18 protein-coding genes are annotated in these 21,254 nt (G+C 58.1%); 8 read left to right on the top strand and 10 right to left on the bottom strand.

Annotated elements, in window-relative coordinates; translation table 11 throughout:
• The first annotated feature begins 345 nt into the window (after positions 1 to 345).
• Positions 346 to 1,065, top strand: a complete 720-nt coding sequence (locus tag BDD14_RS15970) for a helix-turn-helix domain-containing protein (protein WP_130419676.1) — start codon at positions 346 to 348, stop codon at positions 1,063 to 1,065.
• Positions 1,066 to 1,107: 42 nt separating this feature from the next.
• Positions 1,108 to 2,319, top strand: a complete 1,212-nt coding sequence (locus BDD14_RS15965; protein WP_130419675.1) for an alpha/beta hydrolase family protein — start codon at positions 1,108 to 1,110, stop codon at positions 2,317 to 2,319.
• A 6-nt stretch (positions 2,320 to 2,325) separates the two neighbouring features.
• On the opposite strand, the gene BDD14_RS15960 is transcribed toward BDD14_RS15965, so the two are convergent.
• Together BDD14_RS15960 and BDD14_RS15955 are read right to left on the bottom strand one after the other, a co-directional pair.
• A complete protein-coding gene (locus BDD14_RS15960; protein WP_130419674.1) occupies positions 2,326 to 2,940 on the bottom strand; it encodes a Maf family protein in 615 nt (204 codons plus the stop codon).
• Between the two features lie 2 nt (positions 2,941 to 2,942).
• The gene (locus BDD14_RS15955; RefSeq protein WP_130419673.1) at positions 2,943 to 3,860 is read right to left on the bottom strand and encodes a D-hexose-6-phosphate mutarotase; all 918 of its coding nucleotides are present in this window, start codon (positions 3,858 to 3,860) and stop codon (positions 2,943 to 2,945) included.
• A gap of 150 nt (positions 3,861 to 4,010) precedes the next feature.
• On the opposite strand from BDD14_RS15955, the gene BDD14_RS15950 reads away from it, so the two are divergent.
• A complete protein-coding gene (locus tag BDD14_RS15950) occupies positions 4,011 to 4,919 on the top strand; it encodes a hypothetical protein (protein ID WP_242617981.1) in 909 nt (302 codons plus the stop codon).
• Between the two features lie 19 nt (positions 4,920 to 4,938).
• On the opposite strand, the gene BDD14_RS15945 is transcribed toward BDD14_RS15950, so the two are convergent.
• Positions 4,939 to 6,093: a mechanosensitive ion channel family protein gene (locus BDD14_RS15945; RefSeq protein ID WP_242617980.1), complete on the bottom strand. Its 1,155-nt coding sequence runs from the start codon at positions 6,091 to 6,093 to the stop codon at positions 4,939 to 4,941.
• Between the two features lie 164 nt (positions 6,094 to 6,257).
• Entirely contained in the window at positions 6,258 to 8,417 is a 2,160-nt protein-coding gene (locus BDD14_RS15940; RefSeq protein ID WP_165420107.1) for a glycosyltransferase family 87 protein, read from the bottom strand.
• 148 nt (positions 8,418 to 8,565) lie between these two features.
• Between BDD14_RS15940 and mnmG the strand changes: the two genes are divergently transcribed.
• Together mnmG and msrA are read left to right on the top strand one after the other, a co-directional pair.
• Positions 8,566 to 10,530 (top strand): tRNA uridine-5-carboxymethylaminomethyl(34) synthesis enzyme MnmG, encoded by a 1,965-nt coding sequence (gene mnmG / locus BDD14_RS15935; protein WP_130419670.1) that lies wholly within the window; start codon positions 8,566 to 8,568, stop codon positions 10,528 to 10,530.
• A 60-nt stretch (positions 10,531 to 10,590) separates the two neighbouring features.
• Entirely contained in the window at positions 10,591 to 11,295 is a 705-nt protein-coding gene (msrA, locus tag BDD14_RS15930) for a peptide-methionine (S)-S-oxide reductase MsrA (RefSeq protein ID WP_242617979.1), read from the top strand.
• Between the two features lie 85 nt (positions 11,296 to 11,380).
• On the opposite strand, the gene alr is transcribed toward msrA, so the two are convergent.
• From alr to dnaB, 4 genes are all read right to left on the bottom strand, one after another.
• The gene (alr, locus tag BDD14_RS15925) at positions 11,381 to 12,586 is read right to left on the bottom strand and encodes an alanine racemase (RefSeq protein ID WP_242617978.1); all 1,206 of its coding nucleotides are present in this window, start codon (positions 12,584 to 12,586) and stop codon (positions 11,381 to 11,383) included.
• 139 nt (positions 12,587 to 12,725) lie between these two features.
• The gene (locus BDD14_RS15920; protein WP_130419669.1) at positions 12,726 to 13,448 is read right to left on the bottom strand and encodes a helix-turn-helix transcriptional regulator; all 723 of its coding nucleotides are present in this window, start codon (positions 13,446 to 13,448) and stop codon (positions 12,726 to 12,728) included.
• Positions 13,449 to 13,525: 77 nt separating this feature from the next.
• A complete protein-coding gene (locus BDD14_RS15915) occupies positions 13,526 to 13,909 on the bottom strand; it encodes a VOC family protein (RefSeq protein WP_130419668.1) in 384 nt (127 codons plus the stop codon).
• A gap of 123 nt (positions 13,910 to 14,032) precedes the next feature.
• Entirely contained in the window at positions 14,033 to 15,439 is a 1,407-nt protein-coding gene (gene dnaB, locus BDD14_RS15910) for a replicative DNA helicase (protein ID WP_130419667.1), read from the bottom strand.
• 247 nt (positions 15,440 to 15,686) lie between these two features.
• Between dnaB and BDD14_RS15905 the strand changes: the two genes are divergently transcribed.
• Together BDD14_RS15905 and BDD14_RS15900 are read left to right on the top strand one after the other, a co-directional pair.
• On the top strand, positions 15,687 to 15,896 hold the full coding sequence (locus tag BDD14_RS15905) for a hypothetical protein (RefSeq protein ID WP_130419666.1): 210 nt from the start codon (positions 15,687 to 15,689) through the stop codon (positions 15,894 to 15,896).
• Complete coding sequence (locus tag BDD14_RS15900) at positions 15,897 to 16,958, top strand: Gfo/Idh/MocA family protein (RefSeq protein WP_130419665.1); 1,062 nt, start codon at positions 15,897 to 15,899, stop codon at positions 16,956 to 16,958. It begins immediately after the preceding gene.
• A gap of 611 nt (positions 16,959 to 17,569) precedes the next feature.
• Here the strand turns inward: BDD14_RS15900 and BDD14_RS15895 are convergent.
• Together BDD14_RS15895 and BDD14_RS15890 are read right to left on the bottom strand one after the other, a co-directional pair.
• Positions 17,570 to 18,319 carry an SDR family oxidoreductase gene (locus BDD14_RS15895; RefSeq protein WP_130419664.1) on the bottom strand — a complete coding sequence of 250 codons (750 nt, stop codon included), beginning with the start codon at positions 18,317 to 18,319 and terminating at the stop codon, positions 17,570 to 17,572.
• 126 nt (positions 18,320 to 18,445) lie between these two features.
• The gene (locus BDD14_RS15890; protein ID WP_130419663.1) at positions 18,446 to 19,393 is read right to left on the bottom strand and encodes an RNA polymerase sigma-70 factor; all 948 of its coding nucleotides are present in this window, start codon (positions 19,391 to 19,393) and stop codon (positions 18,446 to 18,448) included.
• A 638-nt stretch (positions 19,394 to 20,031) separates the two neighbouring features.
• On the opposite strand from BDD14_RS15890, the gene BDD14_RS15885 reads away from it, so the two are divergent.
• Entirely contained in the window at positions 20,032 to 21,213 is a 1,182-nt protein-coding gene (locus BDD14_RS15885; RefSeq protein ID WP_165420106.1) for a DUF481 domain-containing protein, read from the top strand.
• Positions 21,214 to 21,254: the final 41 nt, after the last annotated feature.

Below are 21,254 nucleotides of genomic sequence, written 5' to 3'. Positions count from 1 at the left end.
GTTCATCACGGGCTTGAGCAATCTTTCTTTTGTGTTATCTCGTGCAGCAAGTGACCTTTTGGGATAAATTCAACGCCATTTCCCTCCAAGGCATCAGCGATGGACAAGACGGCTACGCCGGCAGAGCCGGGTCGCCATCCATCTCTCCGAATTCGAGGAGGGAAAGTCTCAAGGTTATAGCTTTAGACAAAAATGATGTCAATGGCATTTTTTACCTCTGCCGCTTCATTCTAGAAACTGTCAGTTTTCAAATAGTTACATGTAATTGTTATTGCATAAAGATAAAGTTTCGCCTAATCTTCGTCTTGCAGAAAGATATCGACCTTCGTCGCAAACTTGAGAGATATGAATTTCCAAGATCTTCATGAGTTGGTTCGCCTGGAACTTCTTCGCCGGATCGAGCGCGGAATCTTGACTGGCAGCCGCTTAGCCCAGCAAACGGGATTTCAGCAAGCCCACATCTCAAATTTCCTCAATCGCAAACGGGCGCTCTCACTCGAGGGTCTCGATCGCGTGCTGGCCGCGCAGGACCTGCGTATCGAGGAGATCCTTCCGGTCGATTTAGCCGCGGGCGCCGCGGAGCCTTCCTGTGGCCCAGAGACCGAACCTGTGGAACTGGTCCCGATCGTCTCACCTTCCTCTGCAATGGACGATATCTCGATCGCCGCATCGGCTACCATCGAGACGATTCCAATTGCTACTTCGCGGCTTTATGAAAACCGCGCGCGGCCATCGGCGCGTCGAACTCACTGGCAGCGTTTTCTGGCGATACGCACAGATGCTCAGCAGGCCACCGCAATGGCACCGCTGCTTCCTACGGGGTCTGTTGCTGTGCTGGACCGGCACTACAACTCGCTCGCGCCCTACAGAGCAAATCAAGCCAGTATCTATGCGGTCCGGTTAGGCCCTATGCTCCTGCTTCGCCATGTCAACTTCGACGAGCGCCACCTCATTCTGAAGCCCTACGTCCGCGACTTTCCGGTGCAGCTGCTTCCGTTGGTTGCCAATGAATCTCCGGGAGACTACATCGTGGGACGAGTGTGCACAGTCATCGCGGACGTGTAATCCCATCAGGCCCGATTCTGGGCAGGTTGGTAAACTAGGAGGATGCTCGGAAAGCTTTACACGAAGTGGATGTACGCCTGGGAGACGGCGCTGACTACCCGCGACACCAATCGCATCGTCCGACCGTTGGAATGGGGGGAGGACTGGCTCAGCGATTCCATCGACGCCGGAGGTCTCCGTGGAGCTTCCGAGTTCGACCGCATGGTCTGGCTCAACGAAAAGATCGTCGAGCAGGCGGACACCTTCTTCGGCTATGAGTCGCCGATCGACTTCCGGCTGGAACACAGGCATCCGCAGCTCTTTCCCACCAACGTGCGTCCCGAGACCCTCGAGCAGGATGCGGAGCTCAGGCGACAGGCCCATTCGGGAGAGCTTTCCACCGTAGAGTTCCTGAGGTTTACTTCGCCGGTGGGGACGCGTTATCCGGAAAACGACACCGTCAATGCGCGCTGGTATCCGGCGTCGCCCGAAAAGCAGGCGGGCAAGCCGAAGCAGGCCATGATCGTCATGCCGCAATGGAACGCAGACGCCTTCAGCCACAACGCATTGTGCACGCTCTTCAATCGCTTTGGAATCTCGGCGCTGCGGTTGTCCAAGCCTTATCACGACATTCGGCGGCCGGCGGAGCTTGAGCGCTCAGACTATGCCGTCAGCTCTAACATCGGCCGCACCGTCGCGGCATGCCGGCAGGCCGTAGTAGATATCCGCAGTTGCGTCGATTGGCTCGAGCAGCAGGGTTACGAGCAGTTCGGGGTACTGGGAACGAGCCTCGGGAGCTGCTATGCCTTTATCGCCGCGGCCCATGATCCACGCCTGCGTGTCTGTGCCTTCAATCACGCCTCCACGTGGTTTGGGGACGTGGTATGGACAGGGCAAAGCACGCGGCACATCCGCGCGTCCTTCGAACGGGAAGGACTTACGCAGAACGATGTGCGTCGCATCTTCACCTCAGTCAGCCCGATGTCGTATATGGAGCGGTTCGCTGCAACGCCAAAGCAGGTGTTGGTCGTGCATGCGACCTACGACCTGACCTTCCTCGAGGAGTTCTCGCTGGATGTGCTCAGGAACTTTGACCGGCTCGGAGTTGACTACGTCTCGAAGGTGCTGCCCTGCGGGCACTATACGACAGGAGAGACCCCCTACAAGTACATGGACGGCTGGTACCTGGGATCGTTCATTTACAGCGCCTTCCGCAGGCTCGCAGCGGATGCGACCGAGATGAGCAGGCCGCTTCAGAGTCAATTGACTCCCTAACCCTCTCTAAAGCGCAGCGAGCCTCGACTCAGGAGGACGGGCCTCGCTCCGCCCTTCCCGTGCTTTGGCCAGCAACTCCAACGTGCGCGAGATGGGGAGTCCCATGACATTGAAAAAGCATCCTTCAATCCGAGGAATCCAGCGGGCCGCATAGCCCTGAATTCCATAGGCGCCGGCCTTATCCATGGCTTCGCCGCTGGCGAGATAGTGAACCATCTCTTCTTCGTCGATGAGATCGAAGAAGACCTGCGTGATCTCCACGTTGCTGAAGAGTCCACGGATCGAGACCGCGGCAATTCCAGTAAGAACCTGATGGGTGCGTCCGGCGAGCATCTCCAGCATGCGGCGGGCGTCTGCCACGTTAGCAGGTTTTCCAAGAATCGTCCCGTCGCAAACTACAGTCGTGTCCGCACCCAGCACAATAAGATCCTCGCTGATGTCCTGTCGACGAAGATCCCAGATAGCCTGCGCCTTCTCAAGCGCGAGTCGCTGTACATAGGTAGCCGGCGTCTCGCCTGGTTGCGTTCGCTCGTCAATATCTGCAGCCTCCACCGTGAAGTCAAGACCGGCGAGCTGCAGTAACTGGCTGCGACGAGGTGACGACGACGCGAGGATCAGCATAGTCAGCCTCGTTTCTCCTGCGGCTTCGACAACGAAACGTGGGCCTGCATCACGTGAGTCGCCTTGGGCGCAAGTGTTACGATGCCAGAGCCTGCATTGACCGTCTCAACACAAACCATCTCATGCCACTCGTCGGGTCCCATATCGGGTAGCTCTCTCCACGGATTGAAGACAACCGTGGTGTTGGAGTTCTGCTTCTCCACCGTGATCGTGCGTTTGAAGTGCTCATCATGGATAGCGCAGGTCGCCGTGGTGTTGGGATACACGCGATCGGTAAAGCCGGTCAACCTGAGCGGAACATTCGCAGCAGGTTTGAACCGGAAGTTATCCGTCTTGTCCACGTACCCCGTCGGCTCGAGACCCGTGATGGAGACTTCATGAACATCACCGACCGCGAAGTACGTGTGCAGCGCTTCTTCAAACTGCAGTGGGGTCTCCGAGTCGTTCGCGACCGCGAGGCGCATCGTAAGGCTTGGCCCGATCACCAGCTCAAAGGCGAGCCGGAAGCGATCGAACCCCATCTCGCGGCTTAGCTCGGTCGGTCCGAGCGTGAAGGTGAGGTGGAGATCATCGCCCGAAAGCGCAGCGAAGCTCAGGGTCCAGTCCTGAATACGAGCAAAGCCATGAGAGGGTCCCGGCTTGCCTTGGAAACGATCCTCCTTCGAATCCGTCGCAAACCAGGGAAATGCGATCGGAACTCCGCCGCGGATAGGCTTCCCGGGAAGAAAATCGCTCTTCCGGCTCATGAAGAGAACCGGACGCTCACCAGTCGGCTGCCAGTGGGCGAGGTGCGCTCCCTGCAGGTAAATGGTTGCGCTAGCCGCTGGAGAAGTAATTACAGCGCGCATCAGTCCCGCATGCTCATCGAAGCTGAGGACATTGGGAATTCCGAAGTGATCGTTAAGCTGCTGAAGGTCCATATCGGTATCAAGTGTAGCCTTTGCCGAGCCACAAATGCGCTCCGTGTGAAAACCGGTCAAGGGCTTTGGTGCATATTACAGTCTGCTTTGTGAGATTTAGTGCGATACTGCCGTCTCCCCGGGAAATTATCAGCTTGAGGTATTCAAGAGATGAGCCAGCTTCGCCTCCGCATCTTTGATGGCAGCCGTCAGTTATTCTCCGCGCCAAAGAAGTTTCTAGTGCGCATTGTGGATGGAAACCAGAAACAGCATATCTGGGCAGAGTATGCATCGAATGACATCACGTTCAGTCTCCCCTTCTTCGATAATCTCGGCGACAACTACAGCGTGCTCGTCTCAACGGATGGCTACAAACAAGCTGGCATTTTTCCTGTAAAGCTCTCTAACGCCTACGTGAGGACCCTCGACGTCATGTTGGTCTCCACCACCCCGGGTTTTAGTTTTGTGAACGCGCGATGGGAAACCGTAAGGTCGAAGTATCCGTTCCTAGCGAGTGATGTCGAGAACGCAGCCGGAAAAGCTCGCTACGAAACTCTGCTGGATACTTCAGAAAGATCGCTTGCGTGCTTCCTGAATCTGGCCGCGGCGATGGAAGAGATACCACTCTCTCAGGGAACACCTCTGAGCTACATCAAGCAACTTCGCTGGGACCAGGACTTCAAACCGGCGCAGGATCGTTTCTTCTCATGGTGTGACCGCCAGCTCATTGACCAGGTGAGAATAGGGACGAGCATGGGGCAATTCTGCGAAGAGCCTGCGCCAGGGCTTCTGCACCCAGGAGCAACTCACTCCTGGAAGCAGGAGCGTTTTGGAGAGGCAAACGTTCAACTCACATTCCACGAGGGAGACGTCCAGGTAATCGGGGGCACCGAGTGCGTCACGCTCGAAGTGGATATCGATTACTATCGCGATCCCCTGGCGCACGCGATTCTTGAGGTTGTTCCCAACGGTTTGACCCACGCGCTCACCGATCCGGTCGAGGTTTACGTTCTGCGATGGATGGCCGGACAAATGGCCGGCGTGCCGGAGTTCGCGCCGTTGTACACGGTGACTAACTGACGGTCGACCAACGCGAGCGTTAATGCCGATCGGAAACTCCAACCGACTCCAGCGTGCCCGGCGAGGCTGATTGCGGATTTTCTCTCGAAGTTCCCCGCAGTTCGAGTGGAACCTCCGAAGTAGCGGCGAATCGCGTCGTCGGGAAAGCATCGGGATAGTGCTGCTGAATATAGGCGATCATCTGTTCCCGAACGAGGCAGCGCAGGTCAAAGTTTTCGCTTGAGTTGCGAGAGCTAACCAGGCAGCGCAGTTCCATCGTCCGCTCCGAGAGGTTCGTCACCTGCAGGCCACAGACCTTCTTGTCCCACAGGCGCGAGACCTCCACGACGCGGCGCAACTCAGTGCGCAGCTCTTCGACCGGGATGGAGTAGTCCACGTAGAGAAATGAGGTGCCGAGAATGTCAGAGGATTCCCTTGTCCAATTCTGGAACGAGTTCTCGATGAAGTACGTGAGCGGAACAATAAGACGGCGCAGGTCCCAGATGCGCACAACAACGTAGGCGGAGTTGATCTCTTCGATGCGGCCCCACTCGCCCTGGATAACCACTACATCGTCGATGCGAATGGGCTCCGTGAAGGCAATCTGAAGTCCCGCAAGGAAATTGGAGGCGGTCGATTTGGCCGCTGTGGCAAGGATGAGCGAGGCAATGCCTGCCGAAGCAAGCAGCCCGGATCCATAGTGCCAGATCCGCGGATCATTGAAGGTCCACAACAAAGCGCCGATCGTCACAACGACGATGAATGTAATAAGCATGCGGCGGAAGAGTTGAAACTGCGTGTGAATGCGACGGGCGCGAACATTGTTCTCCGCCTTGAGGTCGTACCGGCGGAGCATGATCTCCTGAAAAACATACACGCAGCCGACGGCAAACCAACCGAGACAGGCAACCACGGCCATCGCAATCCCTTGGCGGATGATGGCGTTCAGGTTTTCCGGCAACGGAGGAAGTAGCGGAAGCGCAATTCCAGCGCAGGTAAGAAAAAAAATGGCACGCGCGGGTTGGCTGAGATAGCGTCTAAGCCCCCAACCAGCCCCTACCTGTTGTTCTTCTTTCTTCTTCAGAATGCGGAACAGAACATAGTGGATGAGATTCGCTATAACGATAAATGCACAGAAATAAAAAATGGCAGCGAACCAGGGATGGCGGAAGTGGAATACGGAAGCGATCATCATAAATGGGTGCGGCTGCCAGCAGGCGCTATTTAGGAGGATGATAACCGACCATGGCTGGTTGCTTTCTTCTCTCTTCCGAGGTGGGTTGAAATTCGATGTGGGTTGAAATCGGAAGGTCTCCGCGGGATCGTGCGATGCGCAGAAAAAGTGATGTCCCGGGCTGTCTATAGTTTCGCCGCTGAGAGATCGAAGGAAGACAATGCGGTCAGACCCACACCCCGTCCGCAATCGGTCGCATAAACAATCGAAGTTGCTGCCGACCAGGACGGTGTATAGACGTTACAGTCCGCTTCTGTAAGGACCGTCGTACGTCGAGAGTCCACGTTCAACACGACGAGTTGCCAGCGATTGTGAATCAGCTGGGTCAAAGCTATGCGGTGCCCGTCTTCTGAAACAGCGAAGCTCCCAATCTCAACGTCTGGCACAAAGAACCTTACAGGCAAAGCGCCCGGCGTCATTGTGAAAAGGGCTGTACGTCCCTCATGTTGGGCGAGAAAGAGCAGAGCATCACTGCGAAGGAACGAGGCCTCGCGCACATCGTAGCTTTCATCCGTAATACGCAAAGGCAGCACCGCCCGCCCGTCACTGGATGAGGAAGTGGATAACGTCCAAAGGCTGCCCATACCTTTGTTCTCTCGAAGGAACGCAAGTTGCTTGCCGTCGGAGGAGATCGCCGGGGACTCGGCATCTTCCACTAAGACCGAACGGCCCGGGCCACGAATGATGCGAGAGCCTGACGCACCGGCAAGCTCAACAAGCAACGACCCGTCCCGTGCCACAGCGAACGAAAGCTGATCTGCAGGTCGCCGCGCATGAAGGCTGGCATCTGGGAGGACACTATGGCCCTCAGCATCAGAGATGCGATACCCATCAGGAGTCATTGCCACAAAAACCATAGGTCCGGAGCGCGACCGGGGCATTGTTGCAAGCAGTGTGGCAGCAGGTGGCACCAGACGGCGCCCCATCTCCTGCTCGCGGTGAAAGAAATGACGTCGATTCGTCGCTACACTCGAGGCCAGAGCGACGAGTGTGAAGAAGCAAAGCAGGGCGAATCGAGCACCTCTGAATTGCATCGTCCCTAAGGGACCACGGTACAGCCGAGCGAGGAAGATGACAAAAAGAACAATCCCAAACCACAGGCGCGAGAAAGCAAAGAGTGTATTTACGCCGGCACCGGCATGAGCTGGAAGCGCAATAAGCCCGGATTGAGAGATAAGGAAATAGAGCAGCGCGACCGCGATGGCGAGCCCGCGCCTGTTCTGCCGTATCAACACGTCCAGGAGCAGCACAACGCACAGGATCATCACCACGAAGTGATAGGTGGAAGGAACAGGCGACAGCAGTAATAGAGCGAAAAGAAAACCGGCCCACTCCATTTGCTCCCGCTCCTTATCTCCGTCGAAGGGGCGCAGAACGGCGAACAAGGGAAACAGTATCGTCGCCTGCCACAGCGGATACAGAAGGGCATAGAGAGTGGGCGATGCAAGCGCCGGGACGGGATTGAGCGCTGGCTCGAAGAGAAAGAGGCGATGAAAAAGAGCGGCCCCCGACCCGGCGCGAAGACTGTAAGGATCGAGCGTCTCCCCCTGCAGACTACGTGGAAGCATCTCGAACGCATACACACGAAGCGGTTCCCACCCCATCACCAGACCACCGACGATGAAGACCGCAAGAGCTGCGCCGCTCGTCGCCAGAACCGCACGCCACTGCCGCTTCCAAATAAAAAAAAGGATAAACGTGAGGGGGTACACCTTTAGCGCTGCCGCTAGCGCAATACACAACCCGCAGAGCACGACGTGATCGCGGCGATAAAAGAAGTAAGCCAGTACCATCAGCAACAGGACGAGCAGATGCATCTGTCCATAGAGAAAGCTGGTGCGAAGCGGCAACACCGCCAGCAACGTAATCAACCAGATACGCCGCCGCCCCAGCGAAGTGGAACGATGCATCAGTTCCGCGCTCGTGGCTAGAAACGCCAGGTTGACGATGATCCAGATACGTTTAGCCGTCAACGCGGAAAATATCGTAAGTGGAACGATCGGAAGGGCGGAGAACGGCGTAAGCCCTGCAAAGCCCACCAATGGCTGATCCAGGCCCCAGTGGTCCTTGATCCGCTGAAGCCAGACCCAGTCATAGATGCGGTCGAGACTATACCCCTCATGGAACAGACGGGCCACGAGATAGTAGTTCGGAAAGTCTGTGTTGAGCACCCGCCACGCTGGAATCAAGCCCTTCCATAGAAGAAGCATCGCAGCTGCAGCGCACAGCGCAATCTCGACACGCACGATCAGAGCTGAATCGCCAGCCTTGTGTTCGCTCATCATAGCCATCCGCTTCTGAGCTTATGGTGCACTTCGCTCATTCGGGTACAACGGGCCGCTCTTTTTACATCTTCGAGACAAGTTTGCCGACCAAAAGGGCCGCAGGCATTCAAGTTACCGGACATTTCCGCGGCCCGGTAAAATAGAAGAGATGGCGTTTACGGAACAATACGATGTGGTCGTCGTCGGTGCGGGGCATGCAGGCTGCGAGGCCGCCGTGGCTGCTGCGCGCATGGGACTACGCACGGCGATCTTTACGCTGAATCTCGACCTGATTGCCCAGATGAGCTGCAATCCCGCCATCGGCGGAATCGCCAAAGGGCATCTGGTGCGCGAGGTGGACGCACTGGGCGGCGTAATGGGCGAAGTCGCCGATGCCTGCGGAATTCAGTTCCGGCTGCTGAATACCTCGCGTGGACCAGCGGTATGGTCACCCCGCGCGCAGTGCGACAAGGCCCTCTATCGGGTAAAGATGCGCGAGGTGCTCGAAGCGCAGAAGAATCTTTTCATCAAGCAGGCCGAGGTGATTGATCTGATCGTCGAGGCCGACCGTTCTGTTCGCGGCGTAAAGCTGCGCGACGGGCGGCAGATCCACGCCACTGCCACGGTAGTGACGACAGGAACATTTTTGAACGGACTGATTCACTGTGGCGAACAGCAATATACAGCGGGGCGATCCGGTGAACCCGCAAGTGTGTTGCTGGGAGAGAGTCTGAAGAAGCTTGGCCTGCGCGAGTGCCGCTTGAAGACCGGAACCCCGCCACGGCTGGATGGACGAACCATCGACTGGGAACGCTTCGAAGAGCAACCGGGAGACACAGAGCCTACGCCGTTCAGTTTTCGTTCGCCCTTTGCGAAGGGCGGAGTTCCTCCACTGCGTCAGGTCAGTTGTCATATTGCCTACACCACCCCGGAGACATTGCAGCTCATTCGCGATAACGTGCATCGCTCGCCGATGTACACCGGGCAGATCGAGGCGGTCGGACCGCGTTATTGCCCATCGATCGAAGACAAGATCGTCCGCTTCCCTGATAAGACCCAGCACCAGTTTTTCCTCGAACCCGAGGGACTGAATACACACGAGGTCTATATCAACGGCATGAGCACCAGCCTGCCGATGGAGGTTCAGGCAGCGATGGTTCGCTCCATCCCGGGGCTTGAAAATGCCGAGATGCTGCGTCCGGGATATGCCATCGAGTACGATGCGATCGATCCAACGGAACTGAACCGCGCCCTGAAGGTGAAGAAGTTTGACGGCCTCTATCTCGCCGGACAGATCAATGGGACCAGCGGCTACGAGGAGGCCGCCTGCCAGGGCCTGATGGCTGGAATCAACGCCGCGCTCGGAGTGAAGGGCGAGCCCTCCTTCACGCTTGACCGCACTGAGGCGTACACCGGAATCCTGATCGACGACCTTATCAGCAAGGGAACCAACGAACCCTATCGCATGTTCACCTCGCGCGCAGAGTTCCGTCTGCATCTGCGCATCGACAACGCCGACCGTAGGCTGACACCGCATGGCCGAAGCCTGGGTCTGATCGGTGACGAGCCCTGGTCAGAATATGAAGCGCGACAGGAGCGAGGTTCCGCCTTTGCGAAGCTGCTGGAAACTACGAAGGTTCGTGTTGCGGAGCTTCCCGAGGGGTTGCGCAGTGAACTTGAAAGTACCAAGGTCGAGGGACTCACCTTTGCACAGCTTTTGAAGCGGCCCTCGATGAACATCGAGGCCGTCGGCCCTGTGCTGCGTGAGGCAATGGCTACGCAAGTCGAACTGGGTGAGTGGATGGAAGCCCTGGATGCAGCGCCAGGCGCACGGCTGCCCGCGTGGGTTCGCAATGAGATGAAGACGGTCGAGACGGAGATCAAGTACGCGGGCTACCTCGATCAACAGCGCAAATCCATGGAAAAACTCAAGCGCGCCGAGCAGAAGGTGATCCCGGAGTGGTTCGACTATACCGCCGTGAGCGGCCTGAGCCGCGAAATGAAGGAGAAGCTGGGTCACGTTCGACCGCAGACGCTGGGCCAGGCGAGCCGAATCGCGGGCGTAACTCCTGCTGCAGTTAGTCTCATCCTTGTCTTTATCGAGATCCAGGCCCGCCAGCAGAGCGTCGCATAGCTGTTGTTACCTTCGAGGCCGTCCCGACATCAAATAGTGGATGTGCAACAGGAGCGTACGATGAGAAACGGGGCAACATGGTTAAGGCTTGGTCTGGCCTTCATCGCGCTTCTGGCTGTTGTGCTGGTGATGGGAGGACGCAAGATGGCAGGTGTAGCGGAGGCAGGACGAGGACCGATTCCGGCTCCTCAGGTCGACGAGCCTGTACAGGGTTCGCGCAGCGAAACCGCCGTGTTTGCAGGCGGATGCTTCTGGGGCGTGCAAACTGTCTTCCAGCGCGTAAAGGGCGTCACCGCCACCACCGCAGGCTACTCCGGCGGAACGAAGGAATCGGCCAATTACCGAGACGTCTCCTCCGAGCGCACCGATCACGCCGAGGCAGTAAAGATCGTCTTCGACCCCTCGAAGGTCAGCTACGGAACCCTGCTGCGCATCTTCTTCTCCGTCGTCCACGACCCCACGCAGCTCAACCGCCAGGGCCCTGACGTCGGCACCTCGTACCGCTCGGCGATCTTCTTCACCACGCCGGAACAGCAGAAGGTCGCCGCCGCTTACATCGTCCAGCTCGACGCCGCGCACGTCTTCCCGAAGAAGATTGTCACCCAACTCGTCCCGCTAGCAGCCTTCTACGATGGCGAGGACTACCATCAGGACTACGCCGAGAAGAACCCCGATAATCCCTATATCCAGGTCTGCGATGTTCCCAAGATCGCCGGCCTGAAGCAGCAGTTCCCCGAACTGTTTCAGGACTACAAACACAAGTAATCCGAATCACTTGTAGCCGATTCTACGGTTCCGTAAGGATGCGGACGAGGTCCGGGTGCATGCGCGCTGGCCCCCAAAAGAAGGCTTAGCGCAAGCATCGCGTACTTTTGACTCCGCAGAGAATCTCGTAAGGAATCGTGCCTGCCAGTCGGGCATGATCGTCCGCGGTGATACCCGCGCCCAGAACCACTGCCTCATCCCCCACGGCAACGGATTGGATCCCGGTCACGTCAACAATCGTCAGGTTCATCGAGACACGTCCCACAAGCGCGGCGCGTGCTTCGCCAAACATCACCCAGCCTCCGGTATGCGCTCCCGTCGCAGAAAGTTCCCGTCTCAGGCCATCTGCGTAACCCACAGGAAGCAGCGCCAGCCGCATACGGTGCGGGGCAGTATAAGTCCCGTTGTACCCGATCTTCGTGCCAGGCTCGACCTCGCGCACCCCGGTCACCCGCGTCTTCCACGTCATCACCGGCTGCAACCGCGATCGAATCCGCGATCGAGCATCACCGCCATAGCCCTGCTCGCGCTCAACCGGAAGGCTGTATCCATAGAGAGCCAGTCCGCTACGAACCATGGCACGCGCCCCGGCCATGCGAGCCACGTTCACAAGCCAGGGAAGCGATCCTGTCGCCGTCTCTGCGTCAGCAGGGTTGTCGATCGTGGACGAATTGCCTGCGTGAACCCAGGCCGGCTTCAGTCCCGCTGCAACCACCTGCCCAACAGCCTGTTCGAAACGTGTCCTCTGTTCCGAGGTCTGATGCGAGCCTGCAATCTCGGCCGAGGCAAAATGAGTCATCACGCCATCCAGGCTGATCGCGCTTTGCCTGCTTAGCCACCCCAGCACGTCGTCGAGCGCGCCGCCGGGAGAAACTCCCTGCCTGGCCATCCCTGTATCCACTTCAAGGTGAACACCAAACGGGCGCGAAGCATCGTTTCCTGCAGCACGGGCAAGCGCCTCCATCTGCTCTACATTCGATACAACGGGAGTGAGACCATGCTCTACCACTGTCTCCGCCTCCTCACCGAGCGCCTCGCTCATCACGAGCATCCGCGGTTGGACGCCTGCCTGAGCCAGAGAGGCCTGCACCGCTACGCCTTCTGCGGCATCCGTTACGCCAAGCCACTCCGCACCGGCTGCGGCCAACACGACGGCGCACGGGTCAGCGCCATGCCCGTAGGCATCGGCCTTCACAACGGCCATCACCGATGTCTCGGCCCCCACCATGTCCGCGAGCAAGCGATAGTTTGCCGCGAGCCGCTGTCCTGAGATCTCCACCCAACTCTTCACACTTCTATCCTACGGCTACCGTCGGAGTGTTATCCCGGCCCGGCGTGCTGTGATAAGACGACAACAATGCTGATCAAAAGCTCAAATGTGATTCTCGGCCATCGAGGGAAACAACAGTAGCGGGAATCCATGCACGCAGTCAGACGGTGGTCGAAGGTGCAAGAAACTCGCGACGTTCCTCTGCGGACGGCACAACCTTTCTCAGATGATCTTCGAGCCGCTGGCCCTTCTTCGGCGTGAAGGTTCGCTCGAGAATCGCCACCTCGTCCATGCGGTCCAGGCGGAAGTCGCGAAAATCGTTGCGCAGCTCGCACCATGTGGTCAGGGTCCACACCCCGCTCCAGAAACAGAGTGCCAACGGCCAGACGCATCGCTGACTGCGCTCGCCGTCTTCACGAACGTAGCGGAAGCTGGCGACGTGACTCGATTTGCAAGCGCTATGCAGCACATCAACCCTCGACCGCAGATGGGGAAGCATTCTGTAACCTGGCGCGTAGAGCAGGATGGAATCGAACTCGTTCCGCAGGTCCGCCGGCAAAACCGCTTCGATGCGCTGCAAGGCCTGATCGGCCCCAAGCACATTCTCCGCGCCGCCCCAGGCACGCACAAGGCGAGCCCCCAGAACGAGCGCGGTCAACTCACCACGAGTAAACATCAGAGGCGGAAGATCCATGTCGCGTCGCAGAGTATAGCCCACGCCCGCTTCCCCTTCGATCGGGGTCCCAGCGAGCTGAAGATCCTGGATATCGCGATAAATGGTTCGCTGCGAGACCTGCAGCTTCGTGGCGAGCGTCTGCGCCGTCTGCAGCCGCCCCTGACGGAGAAATTGGACAATACGAAAGAGACGGTCTGCTCGTCGCATGAAGATGATCTTAGGGGAGAGAGTTGTTAGTTGTCCGCTCGGAGTTAGCCGTCAAAGGAACGAACAACGGTGGACCACTAGTGCGAGTGCAGACCAATGTGGTTTCCTTCGGAGTCGCGCAGGCAGGCGAAGTGACCGTGGCCCCCGGGTACGGGAGTTTTGGGCATGAGGACGAGGCCTCCTGCCATGGGAACACGGGCAAGCACCGCATCGAGATCGCCGTCGCAGTTCAGGTAGACCATGGTGCCTCCGCGACCTGGCCTCTGAAAGGGCCGCTTGATAAGAGTGCCGCCAGTGCCGGCGTGCTCCGCGGAGAAGAACGCCATAGGGGTGTCGGTGCTGACGCGCTGCATTGGCGCGCCTAGAAGCGTTTCGTAGAACACAGTGGCACGATCGAAATCTTCACAGGGAATCTCAAACCAGTTGATCGCATTCTGCCGCAGGGTCGTCTGTTCGTTCATTGGGGGAACTCCTGAATGGAGAAACTCAAAGGCGATTACAGGACAGAGCATAGCGAACCCCTACTGACAGCATCATGTCAGCAGGTTTGTCGGTAGATCTTTTAAAGAGTCTCAGGGAAAAGCTTAGTACCCGCCGCCGCCGCCGTAGTCGCCGGAGCTCAGATTCTCAAAGCGAGTGTAATCCGACAGATACGCGAGATGCACGCTTCCTGTGGGGCCGTTGCGCTGCTTGGCGATGATGATCTCGGCCTTGCCCTTGGACTCCGGATCCTCGTCGCCATTCTCATCCTTGTTGTAATAGCTGTCGCGATGGATGAAGCAGACGACGTCGGCATCCTGCTCGATCGAGCCGGATTCGCGAAGGTCGCTCAGCATGGGTTTCTTGTCGCCACCGCGCTGCTCGCTGGCGCGCGAGAGCTGCGAAAGTGCAATGACAGGAACCTTCATCTCTTTGGCCAGGGCTTTCAGGCCTCGCGAGACCGCGGCCACTTCCTGGTTGCGGTTCTCGAAGCCCTTTTTGCCTGGGCCTGAGGAGCCCGTCATCAGCTGCAGATAGTCGATCATGATCAGGTCGAGACGGCCCTCCTGCTGGCGCAGCCGCCGCGCCTTGGCACGCATCTCGGCAAGCGTGATGCCGGGCGTGTCGTCGATGAACATCTTCGATTCGATCAGCCGTTCGAGCGCAGCCATCAGCTTGCCCTTGTCTTCCTTGGGCAAAAAGCCGGTCTGAATCTTACGCGAATTCACCATCGCCTCCGAGGCGAGCATGCGGCGCAGCAGGCTTTCCTTGGACATTTCGAGCGAGAAGACAGCGACCACTTTGCCGTCGCGCACAGCGGAGTTTTGCGCGATATTGATGGCCCAGGCAGTCTTTCCCATCGAAGGACGCGCGGCGATGATGATCAGCTCTGAATCCTGCAAGCCGCTGGTCATGCGGTCGAACTCAATGTAATGCGTCGCCAACCCGGTGACCTCGCGACCCTGTTCGTAGAGCTTGTCGATGGAGCCAAAGGAGGATTTGACGATCTCTCCGATATCGGAGAATCCTCCCGTCACGGCGTGATCGGAGATCTCCATCAGCCGATTGCTGACATTGTTCAGGACATCGAGAGCTTCCTGACTCTGATCGGCGGCCTCGACCATTCCCGTATCGCAGACTGTCATCAACTGACGCATCAGGCTCTTGTCGCGCACGATGCGGACGTAGCTCTCAACACTGAGCTTGCGAGGCAAGCCTTCACTCAACGAGGCGAGGTAAGGCACGCCGCCGATGGCGTCCAGTTCTTTCTGACGGCGCAGTTCTTCGGCGCAGGTGACGATATCGATCGCGTGTCCGGCCTCGGCCAGTCGCAGCATCGCCGAATAGATACGGCGGTGCGAGTCCAGCGCGAAGTCATCGGCTGTGAGGAGCATCGTGGCGTCGGTGATCGCCAGCGGCTCGACCAGCATTGCCCCGAGAATGGTCATCTCCGCGTGGACAGAAGCGGGACGCTCCTGTTGGTCGCCGACTATGTGGGGATAGGTTGCCATGGACTTATACCTTAGCCGAGGAGAGATTGAGGATACCTCCCCCAGCCTGTGGACAATGCGGAAAACACGGCCACCACCGTCAGTTTACCCGTCCGGATCCTAATCGGCGTGCATGCCGAACCGAGAAAGGAACCTATGGGAGGAATAGCAGGCCGCGCGGAACGCCGCTCTCTGGCGGGCGCTTCATTTGCGCGCCGGATGCGTAGACCGTTAAGATCGGGCTAGAGAAACGAGAGGGACCTCTTTCATGGAAGCCACAACGATTGCCGCGCGCAGCACTGAAGATATTGCCCTGGACCTGCTGAAGTTCGTCGCCGCGCATGCGAATGTCGCCAGCAAGGGCGCTGGCTCGACCGGATTTGGCGTTGCGCCCTCGGTGAAGCCTGAAGATCAGGTAACGTACCTCCTGGAGCTGTATGCACGCTGCCGCCAGGCGGTGGAAGCTCCCATCAAGTAAGTGAACGCTGCAAATCCACTCAGGGTCGCCGTCGTCGGAGCCGGGGCCTTTGGCCGCAACCATCTCCGCGTCTATAAGGAACTGGAGCAGGCCGGGGAGCCGGTGCGGCTGGTAGCTGTCATCGACCCTGACGCGGCTGCGGCCGCCGATGCGGCAACGAAGTTCGGAGTGCCTGCGTTCGGCTCGATCGCGGAGTGCCTTGCCAAATCCGCGGGCCTCGATGCAGCCTCCGTCTGCGTTCCGACGGTGCACCACCGCGCCGCCGCAGAAGAGCTGATCGCTGCGGGCCTCGACGTTCTCATTGAGAAGCCGCTGGCTCCGAGTCTCGAGGATGCGGACAGCATTCTCGCGCTAGCCGCGAAGCATCAGCGTATCGTGCAGGTCGGGCATCTGGAGCGGTTCAATCCTGCGGTGACGGCGGCGCGACGGTATCTTAACCAGCCGATGTTCTTCGAGTCGCATCGGCTCAGCGTCTTCACACCGCGGTCGCTCGATGTGGACGTGGTGCTGGACCTGATGATCCACGATCTCGATATCGTGCTGAGCCTGGTGGGCTCGCCGGTGACAGAGGTTCGGGCCGTCGGCCTGCCGGTGCTCTCACCGAAGGTGGACATTGCGAACGTCCGGGTGGAGTTCGAGAGCGGGTGCGTTGCGAACTTCACGGCCAGCCGGGTTTCGACGGAGCGGGTTCGCAAGCTCAGGTTCTTTCAGCCGCACCAGTATCTCTCGATCGACTTCGCGCGGCAGGATCTTCTGATGATCGACGTGACGGCTGCGGCGGGGATGGACCCGGCGAAGCTGGCGGCCATGGCTGAGATGATCCAGGCCTCGCAGCAGCTTCAGGCGTCGGGAGGTCATCCTTCGGCGGGGCTCTCGCTCAGCAAGGTTCCGGTGGAGCCGGGCGAGCCGCTTCGGCTGGAGATCGTCTCGTTCCTCGACGCGGTCCGGAGGCGGTCGGTGCCGGTGGTCTCGGGCGAGGATGGCCGTGCGGCGCTGAAGCTGGCGCTCGAGATCAACGCTGCCATCTCAGCCCATGCCCAGCGGGCAGGACTTACGATCTAGCACCCTCCCTCGTACAAAACGTGTCAAGATCTTCAAAAGATTCGGGTTAGCTTTAGACTTGCCTTCCCCTATCTGCGAAGATCCTGAAAGACGCGGGGTACTCCCCGCAAGATATTCGATTTATTGAAGATATACGCGGCGATCCATTTTGCCGGGGTTTAACCGCGGGTCCTTCGACTGCGTTTGGCGAAATACCGCCAAACTCCGCTCAGGATGACACTTTGTCGGGGCAGACTCGGAATGCTTTCATGAACTCCCCTCCTATTTCTACGCTCGTTCGAGTTCCAATCCCATATCTACGCTCGTTATCGTGAGCTCGAATCCGTTGTCGTCAACTCGAAATCTCCCTTGGCGATCGTTCGAGCAAAAGAAAAGCCCCAGAGACGTACCGGGGCTTTGTTTGCTTTCAGTTCCAGTATAGCGGTTGGAGGATATCTCGACGGCAGGTGAATGTTACTGATGTTATTGATGATACGGACACATGGGACTTGACAGGTTTTCCTCTAGTGGATTCTGAGGCATCGCCTTCGACACACTACATCTCCAGAATCGGTCCCACCCATGCGGTAAAGCCGCGTGGGTGGGACGGTTCAGTTATGGGTCCAATCCAGTTACGCTGTTTTGCGTAGCCAATCGTCGAACCGGGTCGGTGCGATGCGGGGATTGGGGCCACCGGGGATGAGGGAGTGGTCGTCGATCGCGTATCCGAAGTAGCGAGCACCAGGGTCCGAGACGACAGGACGCGGGTCGTGCTTCGCGGTAAGCGCTCTTTTGACGATCTCAGCCATTGGAAGCTTCTCCGGACCTGCCACTTCCACAACACCATTGGCAGGTTTAGCAGTCGCGACGTCACGCAGGGCGGCGGCAACGTCATCGGCCGCCATTGGCTGCATGAGGGCAGGTGGAAGCCAGACAGAGCCATCCTGTTGGCTTACATCGGCGATTCCCGAGAGGAACTCGTAGAACTGTGTGGCGCGAACGATGGTGTATGGAACTCCGGAGGCCTTGATGATGGACTCCTGCGCGACCTTGGCCCGCATGTAGCCGCCGCTGCTCATGCGATCGGCTCCAACAACGGACAGAGCAACGTGGTGTTGAACTCCGGCGGCGATCTCCTGCCTGGCGATGTTGCCAGCCGAGGTCTCGAAGAAGTTGAGAACTGCTTTTTCTTCGAAGGATGGTGAGTTTGAGGTGTCGATGACAACCTGTGCTCCCTTGAGAGCTTCGGCAAGGCCTGCGCAAGTAAGCGTGTCGACGCCCGAAGAGGGTGAAGCCGCGAGGACATCTTGACCCTGTTGGCGAAGCAGGTTGGCAAGTTTTTTTCCGATGAGGCCGCTGCCTCCGATGATGACGATCTTCATAAGATGAACCTTTCTTTTGGTCGCCCAAAGATGGGCAAGGAATTTCGTTCCTTCGCTGCAGGGAAGACAGGACAGGGGCGCCGGTTGTGACAGGCGTTTTGTTTTTTTCTCAAGAGAGCCCGATGGTCAGATACCGGCAGGGGACGAGGCGATGTTTTGCGGGGCCTCGGGCCATGACCTGGAGATGGATGCGAGCTTGGCCGGACTCATCACCCACAGGATCTGGCTGATGCTGTCGCCAGAGACTTCAAGGGTGGCGAAGGCAAATACGGAACCATTGCGCGAGAGGAGGATCGCGGGTTGTCCGTTGGCCAGAATGTAGGCCACGGTTGCACCGGCCCAGAAATGCTTCGGGAAGGAGACGACGAACTTCGCTACACGGGCGCGGCCTACGACCGGGATGCGGGCGGCGTTGACGATTCCGTTGCCGTCGGTGGAGGAGACAACCTCGGAAGCGAAGAGCCGTTCCAGTTCGGCCAGCTGCCCCTGTTGCGCAGCGCGAATAAAGGCATGGAGGAGGTTGCTCTGTTGTTCGAAGGTAGGCGGCTGGACGGATGCATGGCCCTGTGCGGCTATGTGGCGGCGGGCACGCGAGACGATCTGGCGGACATTGGCTTCGGTGGTCTCAAGCAGTTCGGCGATCGTGGAGTAGGGATAGTCGAAGGCTTCGCGCAGAACGTAGGCAGCGCGTTCGTGGGGCGAGAGCTTTTCAAGCAACAGCAGCAGGGCGAGTGAGAGTGCTTCGCCACGCTCGGCCCCGAGATATGGATCGGAGCTGGTATCGATTGGCTCAGGCAGCCAGGGTCCGATGTAGGTCTCGCGCCGCGAGCGAGCGGACTGGGCGAGGTTAAGGGCGAGCCGGATGGTGATGGTAGCGAGGAATGCCGGTGGATCGAGGACGGTAGCGCGATCTTTTGCCTGCCAGCGGATCCAGGTTTCCTGAACGATGTCTTCAGCCTCAGCCGCGCTGCCGAGCATACGGTAGGCGATGCCGAAGAGACGTTGGCGCACGTTGAGAAAGACAGACGTGGCCTGATCGAGTTCGCCGATCCCGTGAGTGTGCTCCGGCGGCATCCTTTGATTGTAAGAGGGACCTGATGGATAAACCTTACTGGGATGAGGCTCCCGGCCTGTCATTGCCGGGGGAGCAAATCACCCCATCAATGACTTGACGACGCCGATATCATCCCGAACAACTCAACCGTGCCCCTAATCGACGTCGCGAATCCTAAGGCAACATCTGGCTGTCACGGGACAATGTAGGCAATTCGAGAGAAGAGGAGGACGCGGAGAATCGCCAGAGCAATAGTCCGGCTGCTAAATGGTGGCCGGACTCATCTTCGATTCTTATCAAACCTTGACCAACTATCGCTCCAGTAAGCATCCATATGCTCCTGGCTGCAAAAAAATCCTGGACTTGCTTTCACCATTGACTCTCGAATCCCGCTGACCCCGCAGTATTCACAAACGAGATGTTCGGGATAAATGGCACGGTAAAACCTTCGCACCAAGGCGTACAAACGCACTTTCAAAAAAGTACCTCAATTGTTATTTGGGGAGAGGGAAAGTATACACACAGACCACAACATGGGGCGCCCGGTTTGTTCGGTGAGGTCACCGACTGGCGATGATGACAGGTAGCGATTTGGTAACGATTTGGTTTTGAGTCTCACGCATGAGCTTATCCAGGCTTTCGCTTAGGCTTAATGACGATGAGATTCTTTCGGGCCTGTTTTTGTTTTGTGCTTTTCTTCGCTTCCACCATCCTTTCCTGCTTTCCCGCCAATGCATCCGATCCTGCTCCGGCCAAGCCGCCGGCACCCGATGTGCTGATCTTTACGAATGGCGACCAGCTGACCGGCCAGCTGAAGTACTCCACCGGCGATACGGTTACGTTTCACAGCGATATGGCAGGAGACATCAGCGTGAGCTGGTCTAAGGTAAAAGAGCTGCGCTCGCAGAGGCAGTTCGTGGTGCTGGGCAAGGATACGGAATGGAATCGACGTTCGCTCAAAAAGGTTCCGGCGGGAAGCATTCAGGTTAAGGACAGCAAGATTCAGCTCAACGGCCCCAAGGATGTACAGGTGATGCCGATCAAGAGTACGGCGGAGGTTCTGGATCGGGACACCTTCAACCGGGAGGCGCTGCAGGAGGGGAGTTTTTTTCGGCGATGGACTGGAGCGCTGAACCTTGGAATGACGCTGATCCAGGCCACACAGAATAACTACACCTATACCGGCGGCGCCTCGCTGGTACGCAACACGCCGACGGTAGCCTATCTGCCGCCACGCAATCGGACGACGGTGAACTTTTCCGGATCGTACAGCCGCATCACGCAACGGGAGGCGGAGGGTGCTCCAGCGCAGCCGGACCTGAAGACATCGATCTACCATGTGGATACGGAGCGCGACGAGTATGTGTCGCCACGGGTATACCTGCTGGCGGGAACGGCGTTCGATCACAACTTTTCGCAGGGTCTCGATCTGCAACAGATCTATGGCGGTGGAGTGGGATGGACGGTGATCAAGCGAACGAAGCAGACGCTGGATCTGAAGGCGACGCTGCAGTATGAGAAGCAGGACTTTCTCCTCACGGTTCCCGAGGAGAATACAAATCTTGTGGGTTCGACGTTCAGCGCGAACTACGTCCGCAAGCTGCCCTTCAACTCAGTCTTCACGCAGCAGGTGCAATATCTGCCCGCATACAACCGGCTTGAAGCTTATTCGTTGAATGAGACCAACAGCTTGAGTTTTCCTGTCTACAAACGTTTCCAGTTTCAGGTAGGAACACTGGACAGTTATCTGAACAATCCGCCGATGGCGATCTTTCCGGCTCCCGACAATCGCCGGAACTCGTTCCAGTTCACGACGGGGATCAGCTACACGCTGCGATGATGCAGCAGGTTGTGGCCGAACGGCGCGGTCACGAGGGAGGC

Origin of the sequence: Edaphobacter modestus (genome assembly GCF_004217555.1) — a bacterium.
In the GTDB taxonomy this organism is placed as follows: domain Bacteria; phylum Acidobacteriota; class Terriglobia; order Terriglobales; family Acidobacteriaceae; genus Edaphobacter; species Edaphobacter modestus.
The sequence above is the reverse complement of the archived record's forward strand: the minus strand, read 5'-3'. Positions and strand labels throughout refer to the sequence as shown.